The following is an 18,316-nucleotide window of genomic DNA, read 5'->3' on the forward strand; positions in this document are numbered from 1 at the left end:
CTTTCATAAGGGGTCAACTAATTACCGTAAAGAAACTTAATAAACAAACCACCGCATCAAAGCGTTACCATACCTGTAACATTAGATACTGAAAATTATGCAATGGTTCGGCGGTAAAGAAAGCGACAATGTTGAAGAAGGCAGCAGCAGCGGCGGTGGTCGCGGGTTTGCGGTAGGCGGCGGTATTGTTGGCCTTATTGGTTTGGTGATCTACTATTTCACCGGCATTAATCCTTCACAGTTTATCAATAATAGCGGTATAGGTGGCGGTAGCGAACAACAAAACACCCGTTTAGCAAAGGCCCGTACCCCCGAACAGAAGGAAGCCAGTATGGTTTTCCGCGGAACGGAAGAAGTTTGGGATAGTCTTTTCCGTGCTAATGGTAAAACTTATGAAAAGCCTACCCTGCATTTCTTTACCGATGCTGTAGATGCAGCCTGCGGACAGGCAACTTCTGCCGTTGGTCCGTTCTATTGCCCGGAAGACCAGAAAGTATACATAGATCTTAATTTTTATAAAGAATTGAGCGACCGTTTCGGTGCGCCTGGACAGTTTGCACAAGCTTATGTTATAGCGCACGAGGTTGGCCATCATGTGCAGAACCTGTTAGGTGTTTCACAAAAGGTACAACAGGCCGAAAGCCAGGCAGGCAGCAGCACCGAGCGTAATCAGTACTCGGTAGCGCTGGAATTACAGGCCGATTTCTATGCAGGCGTTTGGGCGCATTATGAAAATAAGTATCATCAAAACGGACTGGTGCTTAACCAGGGCGATATAGAATCGGCGTTAAATGCGGCAAGGCAAATCGGCGACGACCGCTTGCAGCAGCAAGCCGGGCAATCTGTAGAACCCGACAGCTTTACGCATGGCAGTTCGGCACAGCGCATGTACTGGTTTAAGCGCGGCTTTGATACCGGCGACCTAAGCAAAGGAAATACATTTAAGGAGATGGGGTTGTAGAGTTAAATTTCTTCTAAGCCACACGCTTTTAAATAGTTTACGGTGTTTTGATAATAGCTTGGAAGCCTCGTATGATCATTACTGTCTCCTAATGGAATAAATATGATCATTCCTTCTCTTGCTCTTGTTAACAATACTCTGTATTTATTAATTGCGTATTTTCTTGCTTCAACATTTGCAACAGTAGTCCATTTACTACCTCTAAAACTTTTAATATCCCAATTACTTTCGTTTCGACGCATATCCGCATCCCAGCATAACCCTGTCCAATCCAATTCTAATCCTTGTATGCCAAATTCAGTTGCGGGAATTTCCAGATAGTATGAGGATCGAACATCTTCTTTTGAATTTAGGAACCACTCTTCAACCTCTAAATCTGCTTTAACATCTAATCCAAGTGGTCTCAATCTCCTTGCACCAGAACTTGCGATCAATCCCATCCTTCTTGAACCCTTACAGTTATTTCTAAGCCATGTTTTAGCAGTTTCTAAATGTCTAGTTATTACTATTGGATAATTAGTAAGATCCTTTTTGAAAATTTCAGAAGCCTTTTCAGATTTTCCCTCCAATAAAAAGCTTACCCATTCAGATAATTTTTCAGCTTTATAAGAACGTATTGAGACGGTTAAATGTAAATGACTATTTTCAATGACTTCTACTTTCGTAGGAGCACTTTCGAACAATGTTAAATTGCCAGTACTATGATTGCCAATCTTTAATTCAGGAGAAATGTAAGCTTTCCAATCGCTAAATTTTTCTTCAAGGACCCTGCCCCATTCTGGCAAACCAGCCTCTCCTGTATTTATCTCTTGTCCCCCACCAACTAATGCTACAATAACAGACCAATCATTATGCCTGTTCATTATCTCAAACATCATTTCTGGCTCTGAGAAATTTCTATTGAATTTTCTCATGGAGTGTTCGGCATTCCATGCTCTTTGCGCTTCATCGAAGATTACAATTTTATTATTAGGGACTTTTTCCTTTTCAAAAAAATATGCATCTATAAATTGATGTACATTCTCTATAAAAGATATAATTCTATCTGTTTCCTTTTTCCGGACAGACTTATCTATTTTTCGGTGTTTTTTAAACGCATCTCTAGCTAATGCCTCACGTAGTACCTTAATTAAAGGGCCATTACCCGAAAGAAAAGTCGCTGTAGAACTTTCACTTTTCTGAAAATCTGAATGATGTGCTATATTTAATCCTGCAAGTGTTTTTCCAGCTCCAGGAACACCTGTTATAAAACAAATAATTTTTTCGTTTTTCGAGATCGCCGTTTTGATTGCTTCTATTACTGCATCATTTGTTAATGTGAGATTTTCTTCCGAGTGTGAGCGTGTTATTTCAGCAACCGATTTACCAGCATAAAGTGTTTGTGCTGCTTCAATTATTGTTGGAGTTGGTGAGTAGTCACTCCGATTCCATTGTAAATAATTAAATGTTGGATCACCTATACCCCATGTTTTGACAGCAAGGCCTAAATAATGATGAATATTTTCAGAATTAACATAGATAATTTCTTGAATCAAGTTTTGACTGATAATAAGCTTATTATCGAAAGCTTTTGCATTGCTCGCCCATAAAAAAGGAACAATTATTTTGTCCCTAGATTCATAATGAAAGTCTCTTAAATCTAAGCAATAATCAAGCAGTTGATCCTTATCGGCATTGGTAAACTCATGCTTTCCTGATTTAAATTCTATGACAAGGATTATATTAGCAGCTAATAATATAATGTCTATTCTTTTCTCTCTTCTTGCTATTGGATATTCTAATAGTATTCCCCATTTTTCAGACTCTATATTGTGATTTATTACTTCATTTAAAATTGCTTTAAGTGAAGTAATTTCGTTAATCCAAGAATTTGTTTGCGAGTGTTTCTGTTGATAAAATCCTGCGGAGCTAGATTGTGAAGTTAGTTTTCCGACAATAAAATCTAGAGAATCATCTATAAAACCTTTGATGGTGTTTATATAAAAAGCACTCATTTCGAAAAGGTTTTTGAATTAAAGAAGTCCTTGAATTCGATTTGAAGTGCAATTAGAATCTTTTCTAAATTTTCTACAGAAATGTTGCGTCGACCGTTTTCTACATCTGTTACATACGTTCTGTCGATATCAGCTTTATTGGCCAATGATTCTTGCGATATGCCTAATTCCTTTCTACATTCTCGAATTCTTAGACCAATTTTTGCTTTTATGCTCATTCAAGCAAAATGGAATATTGTAGACTTTAAGTCAACGGACTATAAGTGTCATTTTATATCTTGCACCATGCCAAACATCAAATTCCATTACTTATATCGCGATTGGGGTAACTACAAGCAATACGGTTGTATAATCTTTTCAAATCCAACTGGTTTAAACATTGATGAGTTAATGCTGTTACTAAAGCAAAAATTAATTGATGAACAGTTCTTTTACGCTAACAAGTGGAATCTGCCCGACTTACACTTTCCAAACTGGAACGAGCAGCTCGATCACAACTTTCATGAGTTTGAGCGCATTGAATATACTGTTGAACCTGCCAATACATTAATTAACTTAGCCGAGTTTGTAAAGCTTATTGTAAATTCTAAATGAAACGTTACTCCTACCTGTTATTGTTCTTTGTTATTGCTGTTGCATCTTGTAAATCAAAAAAAGCAGTGGTTACACCACCCGAAGCCAAAAGTGTTTATAAATCGCAGCTGGATAGCTTTATCAATATTGCCAAACAAATGAACCCTGCTGTACTTACCGATAGTTTGGGAATGGCCATCCCATCAGATTTTGTGGGTACCGTAAATTTTAACCTGCGCAAGCCTAACTATGTAATTCTGCATTATACCGCGCAGGATTCATTGCAGCAAACCATTAATACTTTTACCATAGCGCGTACACAGGTAAGCGCCCATTACGTGGTAGGTAAAGATGGCCGCGTAGTACATATGCTTAATGATTACCTGCGTGCATGGCAGGCTGGTGTAAGCAAATGGGGGAGCGTTACCGACATGAATAGCTGTTCCATTGGTATTGAAATAGATAACAACGGCAACGAGCCTTTTACCGAACCACAGGTTAAAAGTTTATTGCTATTACTTGCACAACTGAAAAGAGCATACAACATTCCAACGGCAAACTTCATTGGCCATGCGGATATTGCGCCCGGCCGTAAGCCTGATCCGGGACCGTATTTTCCGTGGCAGCGTTTGGCGGCAAAAGGTTTTGGCTACTGGAGCGATGACATTGTTGTGCCTGCACCTGCCAACTTCGACTATGAAACTGCATTAAAGCTGATCGGCTATGATACCCGCAGGTTAAATTATGCTGTCGAAGCTTTTAAACGTCATTTTGTGCAGACTGACATTACGCCGCAAATGACACAGCTGGACTTAAACATCCTGTACAACGTTTACAAAAAGTATAATTAAAGTACCCGGGAATGCATTTGCTAAAAATTATAGCCAAGATTTCGTTTCTTTAAAATACTTTGCCGAAATTTACTTTCATGAATAATTTACCGCCGCTGGCCGAGCGTATGCGCCCACGGTCGCTGGATGATTATGTGGGTCAGAAACACCTTGTTGGTCAGGGTGCCGTGCTGCGCAAAGCGATTGAGTCCGGGGCGTTGCCTTCCATGATATTTTGGGGGCCGCCGGGCGTTGGTAAAACTACTTTAGCTTACATTATTTCGCAAAGCTTGTTCAGGCCATTCTTTTCGTTAAGCGCCATCAATTCGGGCGTTAAGGATGTAAGGGAAGTGATCGAGAAAGCCTCCTTACTGAAAGAGCAGGGACAAACTTTGCCTGTATTATTCATCGATGAGATCCATCGTTTTTCCAAATCGCAGCAGGATTCTTTGCTGGGTGCGGTTGAACGCGGCATTGTTACGCTGATTGGCGCTACAACAGAAAACCCTTCATTCGAGGTGATCTCGGCATTGCTTTCGCGCAGCCAGGTTTATATTTTACAACCGTTAGGCGAAGACGACCTGATCGGCCTGCTGAATAAAGCCCGGCAAGAAGATGATGTATTGAGCAAGAAGAACATTAAGATAGAAGAATACGAAGCGCTGCTACGTTTATCAGGCGGCGATGCGCGTAAGCTGCTCAATATTTTTGAACTGATCATCAATGCCTTTGACAGCGACGAAATTGTGATCACCAACGAAGTGGTGCTCGAAAACGTGCAGCAAAACATGGCCTTATATGATAAGGCAGGCGAGCAGCATTACGATATCATTTCGGCATTTATAAAATCTATGCGGGGCAGCGATCCCAACGGCGCTGTTTACTGGCTGGCCCGGATGCTTACCGGTGGCGAGGATCCGCTTTTTATTGCCCGCCGCATGCTGATACTATCATCAGAAGATATTGGCAATGCTAACCCTAATGCCTTATTACTTGCCCAAAGTTGTTTCGAGGCCGTAAATAAAATCGGCATGCCCGAGTCGCAACTGATCCTTTCTCAAACAGCGATATATCTGGCTACGTCGCCAAAAAGCAACTCGGCCACTACAGCTATCAGCGCAGCAATGGCGCTGGTTAAGCAAACCGGCGATCTGCCCGTTCCGCTGCATTTACGTAATGCACCTACCAAGCTGATGAAAAATATTGGCTATGGTAAAGAGTATAAGTATGCGCACAGTTACGAAAACAACTTTGTTGACCAGGACTTTTTGCCCGATGCCGTTAAGGGAACTAAAATATACGATCCAGGTAGCAATGCCCGCGAAAACGAAGCCCGCGAAAAACTGAAAAAGCAGTGGGGTAAGCGGTACGATTACTGATCACCAGGTAAAGTCTTTTCGTATTCATACTTTCCTTTGATGAAAAAATTGAGGTAGCGCCCTTTTGACTGCGAGGCCTTCAACTCCTTGTACACCTTTTCAGGAACAGACTTGTAAGTATAAACTACGCCCGATGTGTAAGTCACCTTCAAATCTTGGCTTGAAGAATCATAATCATAAGAGGATACAACAGCTGATGGCATATGATATGCACATATAAAATAATGCCAATAACACCACGGCTTAACAAGCTTTATTTATTTTTGCGCGGAACTTATGAAAACAAGGATTGATATTGACAACTGGGTACGTAAAGAGCATTTTTTATTCTTCAACAGCTTCGATGAACCATACTACGGCATTAACGTCAATATTGATTGCACCTTAGCTTATAAAGATGCCAAAGCAAATGGGGCTTCATTCTTTTTATACTATCTGCACAAGTCATTAGTGGCTTCGCAGCAAATTGAAGAATTCAGGTACAGGATAGAAGATAACGAGGTTTATTTATATGATGTGATCAACGGCGGCTCAACCGTTGACCGTGCGAACGGCACTTTCGGTTTTGGCTACTACGATTATTACCCATCATTTCATGACTTTGCCGAATCATGTTTAAAAGAGATTGAACGGGTAAGAAGCCGCAATGATCTTGAGCGTTCGCCTCGGCAGGATCTGATCCGTTATTCTGCCCTGCCCTGGATTGATTTTACTGCTCTTTCTCACGCCCGGTCATTTTCTTACAGGGACAGCGCCCCTAAAATATCATTTGGCAAAATGACGGAGAAAGACGGTGTTCGAACTATGCCGGTATCCATCCATGTGCATCATGCTTTGGTTGATGGCCTGCATGTTGGCCAGTACATCGAGTGCTTTCAGCAGCTCATGAACCAGCCTGTTTAATTATTGAGTGAATGCGTAGCTAACCCAGTTACCGTGGTGCGAAAAGGAAATGCACAGGCTTGTACTTTCAATAAAAGGATAGCCGGTATCATGTTTCTTAAAATCTACTTTCAAATCGGGATAAAGCTGTACTAAACGCTCTTTTGCAAACAACCTTACCGCTGCGGACAGACTTTCAGGGTCTGGGTTTTCAACATGACGTATGCCCCAGTAGCTTTTGTTAAAGTCTGCAGAAATAAATGATGCGATGTATGGTGGGGTGACTACTGATTTTACGTGGTATTGCTGCTCTGCAAACAGCAGTTCCATGTTTAAAACCCGCTCATCAAAGCCTAAAGCTGTTTCCTGCTTGTGTGCAGAAGCGAATAGAGGTGTGGATATGTCTACAACCTGAAATTTAACGGGTGAAAATACCAGGCCGGGCTGGTGCCTTTTCAAGAACTTATAAACAGATTCCTTAGCCGACCATAATAACCACACAAATACCTCGAACGGTAATTGTGCAGATTGGAAACCGCTAAAAAGCAGCTCTTCTTGCGGAGATAGTATCTTAGAAAAAAACCTGCGGTCGCAGGTTCTTTGTTTGTCAATATGTTTAAGGTCTACAATATCGTTGCCGATACTGATCATGCCTGTCCCATTTTTTCGCTGATCACATCAATGCAGCTACCAACATTGGTCATGCGATCGGCAGAATCGTAATCGATCTCGATATCATATTTAGATTCAGCGTCGATAATAATATCAACTAAATTGGCTGAATTTATTTTCAGGTCTTTAATTAAATCTGTGTTCTCGTCAATCTGTGCCAGCTTTTCTTTATCAACCGTGTACGGCGAAAGCACTTTTTTTAATTCGTCTAAAATTTCTTGTCTCGTCATTAGTTACTATATTTTGAAAACAGGAGGCAAGTGTTCACGTCGCCAAATCCAAAGTTAGCTTTTGCTACGATATTTACCTCTTTTTTTACCATTGATGTTGGTAAACAATTTATATCAATAATGTTTGTGATCTCAGGGTTTGGATCATCTAAATTAACATTTGGATGCACAAATCCATGAACTATTTGTAAGATAGCTGCAACAGACTCAATAGACCCTGCCGCACTAAGGCTATGCCCGATCATTGATTTAAGCGAATTTACCATCGGGAAATCACTGCCGCTGCGGTTTAAAGCTGCGCACCAGTTTTGTATCTCCAACCGGTCTGCCAGGGTAGCTGTAAGGTGCCCGCTGATCAGGTCTATTTGTTCCGGCGAAATACCTGCTGCTTTTACGGCATCTGTTACGCTTTTCATTACACCGGTAGGGTTAGGCGCCGTCATGGAGCCGCCGCCACGCTGACCGCCACTATTGGTAGAACCGCCTAAAATTTCTGCATAGATTTTAGCGCCGCGCGCCAGGGCAAATTCAAGGTCCTCAATTACAAATGCCGCCGCACCCGATCCGGGTACAAAACCACCGGCAGTTATGCTCAATGGCCTCGATGCTTTTTCAGGCTCGTCGTTAAACTTACGTGAAAGCACACGCATACTATCAAATGCACCAAACACATAGGTGTCCACATATTCGGTACTGCCCACCAGCATACGGTCAGCATAGCCATGTTTGATATATTCATAGCCCATCAGGATAGCCTGCGTACCAGTAGCACAGGCCGCTGAGTTTGTAATTACCTTATTGCCCAAGCCTAAACGGCCGGATATGTAGGAGGTTACACCGCTGTTCATGGCCTGCTCTACCACGCGCGAACCAAGCTTTTTAACTTCTTTGTTATCTACCCGGGTTATTACATTTTTCATGGCCTCGGTATCGGCAATACTATTACCGAAAACGCAACCTGTATCCCAGCGGGTATCTTCCGTTTCTACTTCTAAGCCTGCATCCTTCCAGGCATCAAGCGCTGCATGTATGCCGTAGCCAACACCGCGTGCTTTAAGTCCGTGAAAACTTACTTCTGATATGTAGTTACGCAGGCCCTCCCAATCAAATGCAGGCATCCCTGCAACCTGGCAGCTGAATTTAAGCTCTTCATAAAGCGGCATAAACTTAATGCCTGAAGTGCCTTGTTTTAGCGCATCTAAAAACTGGGGAATACCGATTCCGTTCGGAGATACCACGCCCATGCCTGTAACCACTACACGCCTGTTCATTTCCTTAACCCCGCGTTTTTAATAATCCCCGAAAACATGCCTTTTGCAATTAATTCGTTATTAGTGTCCAGCATTTCTACGTAACACTTTAATTTTCCAAAACGGAAGTATTCTTTTTTAGATTTTACGATTACTTTTTGCCCCGGCAATACCATTTTATAAAATGATACATCTGTTGATGTTAATAGCGGAAACATCGGTTCGTCGTCTTTAAAATCAATATCGCCTTCATGCAGTATCAGAAAAATACCCAATACCACCAGGCCAATCTGTGCCATTATTTCTGTGACGATAACGCCGGGTGTAACCGGGTTACCCGCAAAGTGATCTTCGTAAAAAAAAGCATCTTCTTTTAATGTGTACTCCCCCACAACGCCATCCATATCCAGTGATGAGATGTGGTCTACAAACCTAAAAGATGATTTATAAGGTAAAAGGTTTAATATGTTTTTGTACATAGGCTATAAACTCAAAACTAACGGCAATGTTCGCCGCCATCTACATGAATTATTGATCCGTTTATCCAATCGGCATCATCGGTACAAAGCATGTAAATTACTTTTGCAACATCCTGGGGTTGGGTAATGCGCCCGTAGGGGTTTCGGGCTGTTGCCATTTCAATCAGCTGATCGTGTCCGGGTATTTTTCTTAACGAAAAAGTATCAGTAATACCAGCCTGTATTACGTTGGTATTAATATCGTATTTGCTGTATTCTACAGCCATGTAAGTGTTCAGGCTTTCAAGTGATGCCTTAGCGACAGACACCGCGGCATATCCATCCCAGTATTTATGCGAGCCTTCGCTTGTCAGGCCAATAATACGGCCTTTGGGTGCAAATAAATCTGCCTTTAATAACAGGTTTGCCCAGTCGAGCAAACTGTTAGACATGGCGTAAGTGGTCAACTGTATATCTTCGGTTGTTAACGTGTTATAAGCATCTGCCTGTTGCGGATCTGCTACGGTTAGCGGTTTTAAATTACCGCGGGCAATGGCATGCAATAAAAGCTTTACGCACTTCTTATTACCTACCTGCTCATTAAAAGAATTGATAAAGTTTTCCCTGCCGCCTTCGCTAAGTGCGTTGATGTTATAGTTGAGGATTTTTACACCTGTTTCAGCTGAAAGTGCTTCAAGTCTCTCTTTAAATGTTTTCTCTTGGGTGGCAATTTCGCGGTACACTACAGCTATGTTCATGCCCTGCTTTGCCAGTTTTTCGGTAGCCGCAAAACCAAACCCGCCGGATCCGCCTAAAACCACCGCCCATAAATTATTGAATTGTAAAGTTGTATCCACCCCGTTTGCTTTTCTGCTGCATGTATTATTTCAGCCGTTGGTAAACAAGCATTTATAAAAATGCAACCTCAAAGTAAGTAAAAGAAAATGGATTTTGAAGACTTTTTATGGAGGAATGATTGAGACAATACTTTACCCCTTACGAAAGGCAATGAATTATCACTGCCGTTACATTCCCCTTAAAAGGGGAAGACCACAGTCTGTAGTGTTTGCAGTAATGTTAATAAGGGGTAAGAGTAGACATATAATTTTTGACCCCTTATTTACGCCAATGATATATTCATTGCCTCTGCTTTCCCTTTAAAAGGGGAAGATTGCTGGCTGTGCGTTTTGCAGTAACTTTGTCAAGGGGTAAGGTTAGACATGCAATTTATTTGCCCTTATGGAAGCACCTGCTACTTCTACTGATACTGCGTTCCCCTTTTAAGAGTAAGGCTACTGCCTGTGCGGGTTGCAGTAATGTTGTCAAGGGGTAAGGTTAGACATGCAATTTATTTTGACCCCTTATTTAAGCACCCTGCTACTTCTACTGCCATTGCTTTCCCCTTAAAAGGGGAAGATTACTGGCTGTGCGTTTTGCAGTAACTTTGTCAAGGGGGAAGAAAAAACTTCCTACTCCACCTTATCTCTTTCCGCAACCATTTTACGTCGCAGGGAAATCAGTACTAAAAATACTCCTGTGGTAATAGACAGATCGGCAATATTAAATACGCCGGTATGTATAATGGAGAAGTTGATGTACAGAAAATCAGTTACAGAGCCGTTTACTACCCTGTCATAAACATTGCCTGCGCCACCACCCACAATACAGCAAAGGCCTATAAGTGCCATCTTATTAAAATCCACACGGCGTATCAGCATGGCTACGGCCCATATCAAAACGGCAGACGGAATAACAGATAATAAGATAATTCGGAGTAAGTATGGTATCTGGTCGCCAAGGCTTAAAAATGCCCCGGTATTTTCTACTCTTGTAAGTATAAAATGGCCATTTAAAAAACTATGGTTGGCATATGGATATATATAATGCCTTACCAGGTGTTTAGAAAACTGATCGAGACCGATATTAAGTAAAACGATGGAAATAATAAAGATGGAACGGATCAGCTTATTCTCTTTCATATTTAAATAAAGGTGCAATAATACAAATTATCATGGTATAGCATATTTATGCCTTTATTATCAAAAGCTTAAAAAGTTTCTTATTTATTAAATAAATTTTACCTTAGTATTCACTATCTGCTAAATGCTATCTGAAAAACTAAAAAATGAAACGCTTTCTCAGCATCAACAACTGGAAAAGAGGCTGGTAACCCGTATCAAGAATGCCACTACTACTGCCGACTATATAGATATACTTCAATTATTTTATGGATATTTTGGCGGGCTTGAGCAATATATTAATCAATTTATAGGCAGCAGTCAGCTTGCAGACTATACACAGCGCAGAAAAACTGATGCAATTGCACAAGATATAAAAACGCTTGGCGCCGATCCTGTTACCATAGCCCAAAACTATGAGCTGCCGCAAATCAACAGCTTGCCCGAAGCATTCGGCGCAATGTATGTAATTGAAGGATCAACGCTTGGCGGCAGCATTATAAGTAAAATGATCAGCAGCAGGCTGGGCATCAGCAACGGATTGTCTTTTTTCAATGGCTACGGCGAAAAAACGCAGCAGATGTGGGAAGAGTTCCGCAATAAACTAAATCAAATTCCAACCGAATCACAAACCCAGCAAGCGGTAATCACAGCCGCTAATAACACATTTATAAAATTTAGTAACTGGATAGATCGGCATGGACAAAAAGAATTATGATTCTGACTTTTGCGGTAGTTTACCGCTGCATAATACTAACCTGATACAGCCGTATGGTTATCTGGTGGTGTTAGATGCTCAGTCGCTTAATGTGGTACAGGTAAGTGAGAATATTGAAGATTTGCTGGCTGCTAAACGGGCAGATGTGGTTAATAAGCCGTGGTCGGCATTTGTAGCTGCCGGCGAGGCAGATTTGATAAAAGCAAAGTTTGACACAGGCATAACCGATAAAATTCCGCTAAGCTTTACAGTTACAACAAATGGCAGTAATGTTAACCTGCTGGGCCTTGTACATGCAAAAAGCGGATATCTGATTGTTGAACTTGAAAGGGTTGCGCCGGATTCGGCTCGCTATTTTACCGAAGTTTTTCAGGAGGTAAAATATGCCATGGCTGCAATTGAGATAGCTGATTCTGTTGAGGCCGTCTGCCATACAGCTATACATGAGCTGAAAAAGCTGTCGGGTTTTGATGGTGTAATGATGTATCGGTTCGATAGTGATTGGAACGGTACCGTTATCGCCGAAGAAAAAGAACCCGGATTAGAAAATTATCTTGGACATACCTTTCCGGCTTCAGATGTACCTAAGCAAGCACGACAGTTATATTTGAAAAATCCTTATCGGCTTATTCCTAACCGCGAATACACACCGGTACGTTTGTATCCGGTAATTAACCCGGTAAGTAATTCGTTTGTTGACCTTACCGATTGTAACCTGCGCAGTGTGGCGGGGGTGCATTTAGAGTATATGAAAAACATGAATGTAATGGCATCCATGTCTATCAGGGTTATAAAAGATGGCCAGCTTTGGGGATTAATATCCTGTCATAATATCACGGCCAAATACCTCAGTTATGAACTATGTTCGGTATTTGAGCTCTTGTCAAATGTGATTTCTTACAAAATATCGTCTATTTATAACAAGGCCGACTTTGATTTTGCAGCGCGGCTTCAGGAGCAGCGCGCCGAGCTTGTTGAGCAGGTTTACACCAATAATGACCTGGCGAAAGGTTTGCTGCAAAGCAACGGGACAAACATTTTAGAAATGTTTAATGCTACCGGTGCTGTTGTTATAGAGGATGGCCGTTTCGAATTGGCTGGTGAAATACCTTCGCAGGACGATTTAGAGAACCTGGTGTTTTGGCTACAGGGTAAAAACATCACCAAAACTTATGCGAATAACAATTTAGCAGGCGCATATGATGATGCTGCAGAATATAGCGATATTGCCAGTGGCGTATTAGTTATTCCTGTAGATAAAGATAAAGGGAACTATATTTTGTGTTTCAGGCCGGAGGTGGTGCGAACCATTAACTGGGGCGGAAATCCGAATGAAGCTATAAATTTTGAGAAGGACGGTAAAACATATCACCCCAGAAATTCATTTAAGCTATGGCAACAAACTGTGAGGCAAACATCTTTGCCCTGGGATCAGCATGAGCTTACTGCGGCCGAGATGTTTAGAAGCTTTGCTTTTGAATTTAAGACAAAACAAATTTTTAGCTGATATTAAAGAGCATTTTTAGAAGATGAGCAAAAGTTCTGTGATAGCTAAACCACAAAAAAATATTGGGGTAAGCCAAAAATATGTGGTTGCCATCGGGGCATCAGCCGGCGGGCTGGAGGCTATACATGAGTTTTTTGATCATATGCCCAATAACTCAAGCTTTGCCTTTATCGTCATCCAGCATCTCTCTTCAGACTATAAAAGCCTGCTTGTTGAGCTGGTGTCTAAACACACCCACATGAAGGTGTTCGAGGCCCAGCAGGATATGCTTATACAATCTGATTGTGTATACATTATTCCGAATAACAAGCTGATGACCTTCAAAAACAACAGGTTAAAGCTTGCCGATAAGGTACACGATAAATCGCCAAACACAGCAATAGATACATTTTTACTGACTCTTGCCCGTGAAAAAAAGGAAAAGGCAATTGCCGTAATCCTGTCGGGCACAGGCACAGATGGTACCAAGGGTATAGAGGCTATAAAAGAATGCGGCGGACTGGTACTGGTGCAGGATCCTAAAACAGCAAAGTTTGACGGTATGCCCAACAGTGCGATCACCTCTGGTAATGCCGATTTTATAATGCCTCCCGCAGAACTGCATAAAGAGTTGTATAACTATGTTAATCAGGAGCCGGTTAAGGTTTTAAACAACGGTAAAATTGATGATAATTTGCTGGATGAAATATTTGGCCTGATTTATAGAAGTACCGGTAACGAGTTTAATCTTTATAAAACCCCGACAATTATACGGCGTATAGCCCGGAGATTAACCGCTACAGGGGTTAATACGCTGCCGGAGTATGTCGATTACCTTAAACAGCATCCAGGCGAAGTAAGCACACTTGGTAAAGAATTTTTAATTGGTGTTACTAAGTTTTTCAGGGATACGCAGGCTTTTGATTGCCTTAAAAAAGAAATTATACCCGCCATTGTTGATAAAAAGCAGGATGGCGAGACCATTAAAGTGTGGATTTGTGCGTGCAGCACCGGTGAAGAAGCCTACTCTGTAGCCATCCTTTTATATGATTATATCCAACAGAAGAAGCGTAAGCTTGAAGTAAAGATATTTGCAACAGACATTGATCCTTCCAGTATTGACATTGCAGCAAAGAATTATTATTCGGCCGCTGCTGTAAAAGAAGTAGACAAAAGGTTATTAGATCAATATTTTATTAAAGAAGGTAAAAGTTACGCTATTATTACCCCTATCCGTAAACTGATCGTTTTTGCACGTCATGATGTAATTAAAGCGCCCCCCTTTATTAAAAACGATCTGGTTACCTGCCGTAACATGCTGATCTACATGGATACGCTGTTACAGCAAAAAGTATTGTCTACCTTCCATTTCTCGCTTAACCCGGGCGGTTATCTTTTCCTTGGCTCAAGCGAAACCGCAGGCATACTAAAGGACGGTATACAGGAAATTAACAGTAAATGGAAAATTTATAAAAAAACCGGGCCTATAAATTATTCCACACACCATACCTATACAGGCGCACGTTATCAGACAGACTCTCAGGTAGAAAAACTCCGCACTTTCTTAAAGCCCAATGACAGGTCGTCACGTACCATCGAGGATGATTTTAAAGATTTTGTAATTGATGAGTTTGGCTATGTAGGCCTTTATATTGATAAGAACTACGAGATAAAGGAAACCATAGGCAATTTTAGGAAATACCTGTCATTGCCCGAAAAGAAGCTTGAGCTAAATCTTTTGAACATGGTGCCGCGCGAGGCTTCGGTTATTCTTAACACAGCCATACGCAAAGCCTGGAAAGAAAACACAAAAACAACGCTCAGAAGGATCCGCATAGGGCATGACGGCCGCGACGTTTTCTTAAATGTATCAGTAAAACCGCCCGATCTTAACTCGGCGCGCGCATATACACTCATCTTATTGCATGAAACTTCAGATATAATTATAGAAAAGGACGCTAATGCACAGCTTTCTATACCTGATGCGCAGCAGCATGAATATATCATGGAGTTGGAATCTGAACTTAACGAAACCCGCAATAACTTGCAGATGGCTGTTGAGGAAATGGATACCACCAATGAGGAACTGCAATCAAGCAATGAAGAACTGCTTTCGGCCAACGAGGAATTACAATCAAGTAACGAGGAATTGCAATCGCTTAACGAGGAGCTGCATACCCTTAATACCGAGCACCAGTTAAAAATAAAAGAGCTGATAGAGCTGAACGATGACCTGGATAATTATTTCAAAAGCACGGACATTGGCCAGATCTTTTTAGATAATAACCTGCTGATACGTAAGTTTAACCCGGCATCGGTTAATATGATCAACCTTATTGAGGCAGATATTGGGCGCCCGATAAGCCACATCTCTAATAACATCAAGTCGGAAAACATTATGCAGGATATTACTACTGTAATGTTGACCAATCAGATATTAGAGAAGGAAGTGCAGTTAAAGGACAACCGCCGTTGTTTGATGCGTATCATGCCTTATGTGCGTAAAGACAAGCAGCGCGACGGTGTTATTGTAAGCTTTGTTGATATTTCTGTAATAACCGAACTTAATAACATTATCAATGGTGTTTTCAATGCCAGTGTAAGCGCCATTATGGTGTTTAATGCCATTCGCGATACAGAAAGCGGGCAGCTTACAGACCTTAAATGTATCACAGCAAATAAAGAGGCTGTGAGGCTTTTCGGTAGAAATAAGGAAGAACTTGCAGGCCTGCACCTGTATCATGACCTGTCACAGCTTACTGATCAGCAATTATATGATCGCTTTGTAAAGGTAATGGATACCGGCACGGCCATGCAGGCAGAATTTTGCGTAAACAATAAAATCTGGTACCATGTAATTGCCGCCCGTATAAGTGGTGGTATAGTTGTTACGTACACTGATATCAACGAGCGTAAGCAAGCCGAGCAAAAGCTAAGGAAGAACTATAACGAGCTGATAACCGCACGTGAAAATTTAAAGAAACTCAACGAAGAGCTGGAAAGCAAGGTACAGGAGCGTACACGTAAGCTCAGCGAAAGCGAAGAGCGGTTCAGCCTGGTTTCAAAAGCTACCAATGACACCATCTGGGATTGGAACCTGGTAAATAACATTATGTGGCGCAGCGAGAACTTTACCTCGATGTTTGGCTATCACCGCAGCGAAGAGACCGAATCATTAAGTTTCTGGTTTACCAAAGTGCATCCCGAAGACCGCGACCGTGTTGAAAAAAGCGTTTTCGATGCGATTAATACCGGTAAAAAGCAATGGTCAGCAGAGTATCGCTTCTTAAAAGCTAATAATCAGTACGCTATTATACTCGATCGTGGCAGCATCCTACACGATGATTTTAATACGCCGTACCGTATGGTTGGTTCCATTGTGGATATTACAAGGCTGATTGAAGCAGAGAAGAAGATGAGCAGCAGTGAGAATCGTTTCCGCAGGGTTTACGAGTCCAACATGATCGGTATGATCTTCTCTGATAACAATAATGTTATTGTAGATGCCAATGATGCCTTCCTGAACATGATTGGTTACAGCCATGCTGATATGCGCGATAGTCAATTGAAATGGAGTGATATTACCCCTCCGGAATATATGGATGTAAGCAATTGGGCGCAGGAGCAATTAAAGCTTAACGGCTATTGTCCGGCGTTTGAGAAGCAATACATTAAAAAAGATGGTGGGCGCTTAAGTGTTTTAATGGGTTCGGCGACTTTAGAAGAAGACCCAACGGCCAATACGGTTACTTACATTATTGACATAACAGAACAAAAAGAAGCGGAACGCCGCAGAAAAGAACTACAGCAGCTGATTAAAAAACAGCAGGACGAATTTTACAGTATTTTCTTAAATGCTCCTGCCCTTATTTCGATACGCCGCGGCCGTGAATTACGCTACGAATTTGTTAACAAGGCCTTTGAAGAGTTTGAAGGCTCCAATAATTACATAGGCAAAACGGCAGAGGAAGCACATGCCGACAGGCTTGGCAGTAAGTTTACAGCTATTGAAAAGCAGGTATTAAAAACCGGCAAGCCGTATATCGGTAAAGCCGTGCAGGTTGAATTGGAGGACCAGATAACCGGCGGCTTGCATGAGGGCTGGTTTGATGTGATCTTTACACCGGTATTTACCAGTAACGGCAAAGTAGATGGTATTGCGTTTTTTGGGTTTGACGTTACCGACCTTGTAAAAGCACAGCAGGCAACAAGGGAATTAATGCAGAAGAAGGATGAGTTTATGAGCATAGCCAGCCACGAGCTTAAAACTCCTATTACCAGTTTAAAAGGATCATTGCAGATTATGCAGCGTATGGCAGCCAATAACGGCGATATACGTAACGTGCATACTTTTATTGATAAGGCGGCCAAGCAAACATCAAGGCTTACCTCATTGGTTGATGATCTGCTGGATGTTACCCGCATACATGCCGGTAAAATGATGTTTAATTATTCGTGGTTTAATGCCGGCGAATCCATAAAAGATTGCGTGGAAGATGTACAAGCTAACGTAACATCGCACCAGATCATCATTGAAGGCGACGCAAACGTGGATATATATGCCGACAGGCCACGGCTTGACCAGGTACTAAGCAACTTTCTTTCAAATGCAATAAAATACTCGCCCGAAGAAAATAAAATTATCGTAACAAACCGTATTACCGAAAACAACATGTTATATGTTTCGGTTAAGGATTTTGGCATTGGTATACCTGGTGATAAAAAGGATTTTGTATTCGACCGTTTTTTCCGGGTACAAGAGTCATCGCATAAATTTTCTGGGTTAGGATTGGGCTTGTATATTTCGGCAGAGATCATCAGGAGGCACCATGGCGAGATTGGTGTAGAGAGCAGCGAACACGAAGGCTCAACCTTTTGGTTTACAATACCCATAACTAAAAAGAATTGATTTTAATAAATTAATA

Annotated in this window: 17 protein-coding genes; 8 read left to right on the forward strand and 9 right to left on the reverse strand. The window is 41.5% G+C overall.

Annotated elements, in window-relative coordinates; all coding sequences use genetic code 11:
* Positions 1-97: 97 nt before the first annotated feature.
* Complete coding sequence (gene ypfJ / locus PQ461_RS00075; RefSeq protein WP_274207571.1) at positions 98-961, forward strand: KPN_02809 family neutral zinc metallopeptidase; 864 nt, start codon at positions 98-100, stop codon at positions 959-961.
* 2 nt (positions 962-963) lie between these two features.
* Here the strand turns inward: ypfJ and PQ461_RS00080 are convergent, their stop codons facing one another.
* Both PQ461_RS00080 and PQ461_RS00085 read right to left on the reverse strand, forming a co-directional pair.
* Entirely contained in the window at positions 964-2,955 is a 1,992-nt protein-coding gene (locus PQ461_RS00080; protein WP_274207572.1) for a DUF2075 domain-containing protein, read from the reverse strand.
* Positions 2,952-3,173, reverse strand: coding sequence for a helix-turn-helix domain-containing protein (locus PQ461_RS00085; RefSeq protein WP_274207573.1), 222 nt, complete (start codon positions 3,171-3,173; stop codon positions 2,952-2,954). The genes PQ461_RS00080 and PQ461_RS00085 overlap by 4 nt, the downstream gene beginning before the upstream one ends.
* 67 nt (positions 3,174-3,240) lie before the next feature.
* On the opposite strand from PQ461_RS00085, the gene PQ461_RS00090 reads away from it, so the two are divergent.
* From PQ461_RS00090 to PQ461_RS00100, 3 genes are all read left to right on the forward strand, one after another.
* Entirely contained in the window at positions 3,241-3,549 is a 309-nt protein-coding gene (locus PQ461_RS00090; protein ID WP_274207574.1) for a hypothetical protein, read from the forward strand.
* The gene (locus PQ461_RS00095; protein ID WP_274207575.1) at positions 3,546-4,379 is read left to right on the forward strand and encodes an N-acetylmuramoyl-L-alanine amidase; all 834 of its coding nucleotides are present in this window, start codon (positions 3,546-3,548) and stop codon (positions 4,377-4,379) included. Before PQ461_RS00090 ends, PQ461_RS00095 begins: the two co-directional genes overlap by 4 nt.
* Before the next feature lie 77 nt (positions 4,380-4,456).
* The gene (locus PQ461_RS00100) at positions 4,457-5,737 is read left to right on the forward strand and encodes a replication-associated recombination protein A (protein ID WP_274207576.1); all 1,281 of its coding nucleotides are present in this window, start codon (positions 4,457-4,459) and stop codon (positions 5,735-5,737) included.
* Here the strand turns inward: PQ461_RS00100 and PQ461_RS00105 are convergent.
* Positions 5,731-5,940, reverse strand: coding sequence for a KTSC domain-containing protein (locus PQ461_RS00105; protein WP_274207577.1), 210 nt, complete (start codon positions 5,938-5,940; stop codon positions 5,731-5,733). The two genes, PQ461_RS00100 and PQ461_RS00105, sit on opposite strands and share 7 nt — an antisense overlap.
* A gap of 73 nt (positions 5,941-6,013) precedes the next feature.
* On the opposite strand from PQ461_RS00105, the gene PQ461_RS00110 reads away from it, so the two are divergent.
* Positions 6,014-6,640: a chloramphenicol acetyltransferase gene (locus PQ461_RS00110; RefSeq protein WP_274207578.1), complete on the forward strand. Its 627-nt coding sequence runs from the start codon at positions 6,014-6,016 to the stop codon at positions 6,638-6,640.
* On the opposite strand, the gene PQ461_RS00115 is transcribed toward PQ461_RS00110, so the two are convergent.
* The 6 genes from PQ461_RS00115 to lspA form a co-directional block, all read right to left on the reverse strand.
* Entirely contained in the window at positions 6,641-7,270 is a 630-nt protein-coding gene (locus PQ461_RS00115; protein WP_274207579.1) for a 4'-phosphopantetheinyl transferase superfamily protein, read from the reverse strand.
* Positions 7,267-7,521: an acyl carrier protein gene (locus tag PQ461_RS00120; protein WP_274207580.1), complete on the reverse strand. Its 255-nt coding sequence runs from the start codon at positions 7,519-7,521 to the stop codon at positions 7,267-7,269. Before PQ461_RS00120 ends, PQ461_RS00115 begins: the two co-directional genes overlap by 4 nt.
* Positions 7,521-8,792 carry a beta-ketoacyl-[acyl-carrier-protein] synthase family protein gene (locus tag PQ461_RS00125; RefSeq protein WP_274207581.1) on the reverse strand — a complete coding sequence of 424 codons (1,272 nt, stop codon included), beginning with the start codon at positions 8,790-8,792 and terminating at the stop codon, positions 7,521-7,523. Before PQ461_RS00125 ends, PQ461_RS00120 begins: the two co-directional genes overlap by 1 nt.
* Positions 8,789-9,250, reverse strand: a complete 462-nt coding sequence (locus tag PQ461_RS00130) for a 3-hydroxyacyl-ACP dehydratase FabZ family protein (RefSeq protein WP_274207582.1) — start codon at positions 9,248-9,250, stop codon at positions 8,789-8,791. The genes PQ461_RS00125 and PQ461_RS00130 overlap by 4 nt, the downstream gene beginning before the upstream one ends.
* Positions 9,251-9,267: 17 nt before the next feature.
* A complete protein-coding gene (locus PQ461_RS00135; RefSeq protein ID WP_274207583.1) occupies positions 9,268-10,086 on the reverse strand; it encodes an SDR family oxidoreductase in 819 nt (272 codons plus the stop codon).
* 612 nt (positions 10,087-10,698) lie between these two features.
* Positions 10,699-11,208 carry a signal peptidase II gene (gene lspA / locus PQ461_RS00140; RefSeq protein ID WP_274207584.1) on the reverse strand — a complete coding sequence of 170 codons (510 nt, stop codon included), beginning with the start codon at positions 11,206-11,208 and terminating at the stop codon, positions 10,699-10,701.
* Positions 11,209-11,332: 124 nt separating this feature from the next.
* On the opposite strand from lspA, the gene PQ461_RS00145 reads away from it, so the two are divergent.
* The 3 genes from PQ461_RS00145 to PQ461_RS00155 are packed head-to-tail and all read left to right on the forward strand — an operon-like array spanning position 11,333 to position 18,300.
* Positions 11,333-11,905: a biliverdin-producing heme oxygenase gene (locus PQ461_RS00145; RefSeq protein ID WP_274207585.1), complete on the forward strand. Its 573-nt coding sequence runs from the start codon at positions 11,333-11,335 to the stop codon at positions 11,903-11,905.
* Positions 11,886-13,412, forward strand: a complete 1,527-nt coding sequence (locus PQ461_RS00150) for a GAF domain-containing protein (protein WP_274207586.1) — start codon at positions 11,886-11,888, stop codon at positions 13,410-13,412. The genes PQ461_RS00145 and PQ461_RS00150 overlap by 20 nt, the downstream gene beginning before the upstream one ends.
* A gap of 22 nt (positions 13,413-13,434) precedes the next feature.
* The gene (locus PQ461_RS00155) at positions 13,435-18,300 is read left to right on the forward strand and encodes a chemotaxis protein CheB (protein WP_274207587.1); all 4,866 of its coding nucleotides are present in this window, start codon (positions 13,435-13,437) and stop codon (positions 18,298-18,300) included.
* The last annotated feature ends 16 nt before the right edge of the window (positions 18,301-18,316 follow it).

Source organism: Mucilaginibacter sp. KACC 22063 (assembly GCF_028736115.1).
In the GTDB taxonomy this organism is placed as follows: Bacteria; Bacteroidota; Bacteroidia; order Sphingobacteriales; family Sphingobacteriaceae; genus Mucilaginibacter.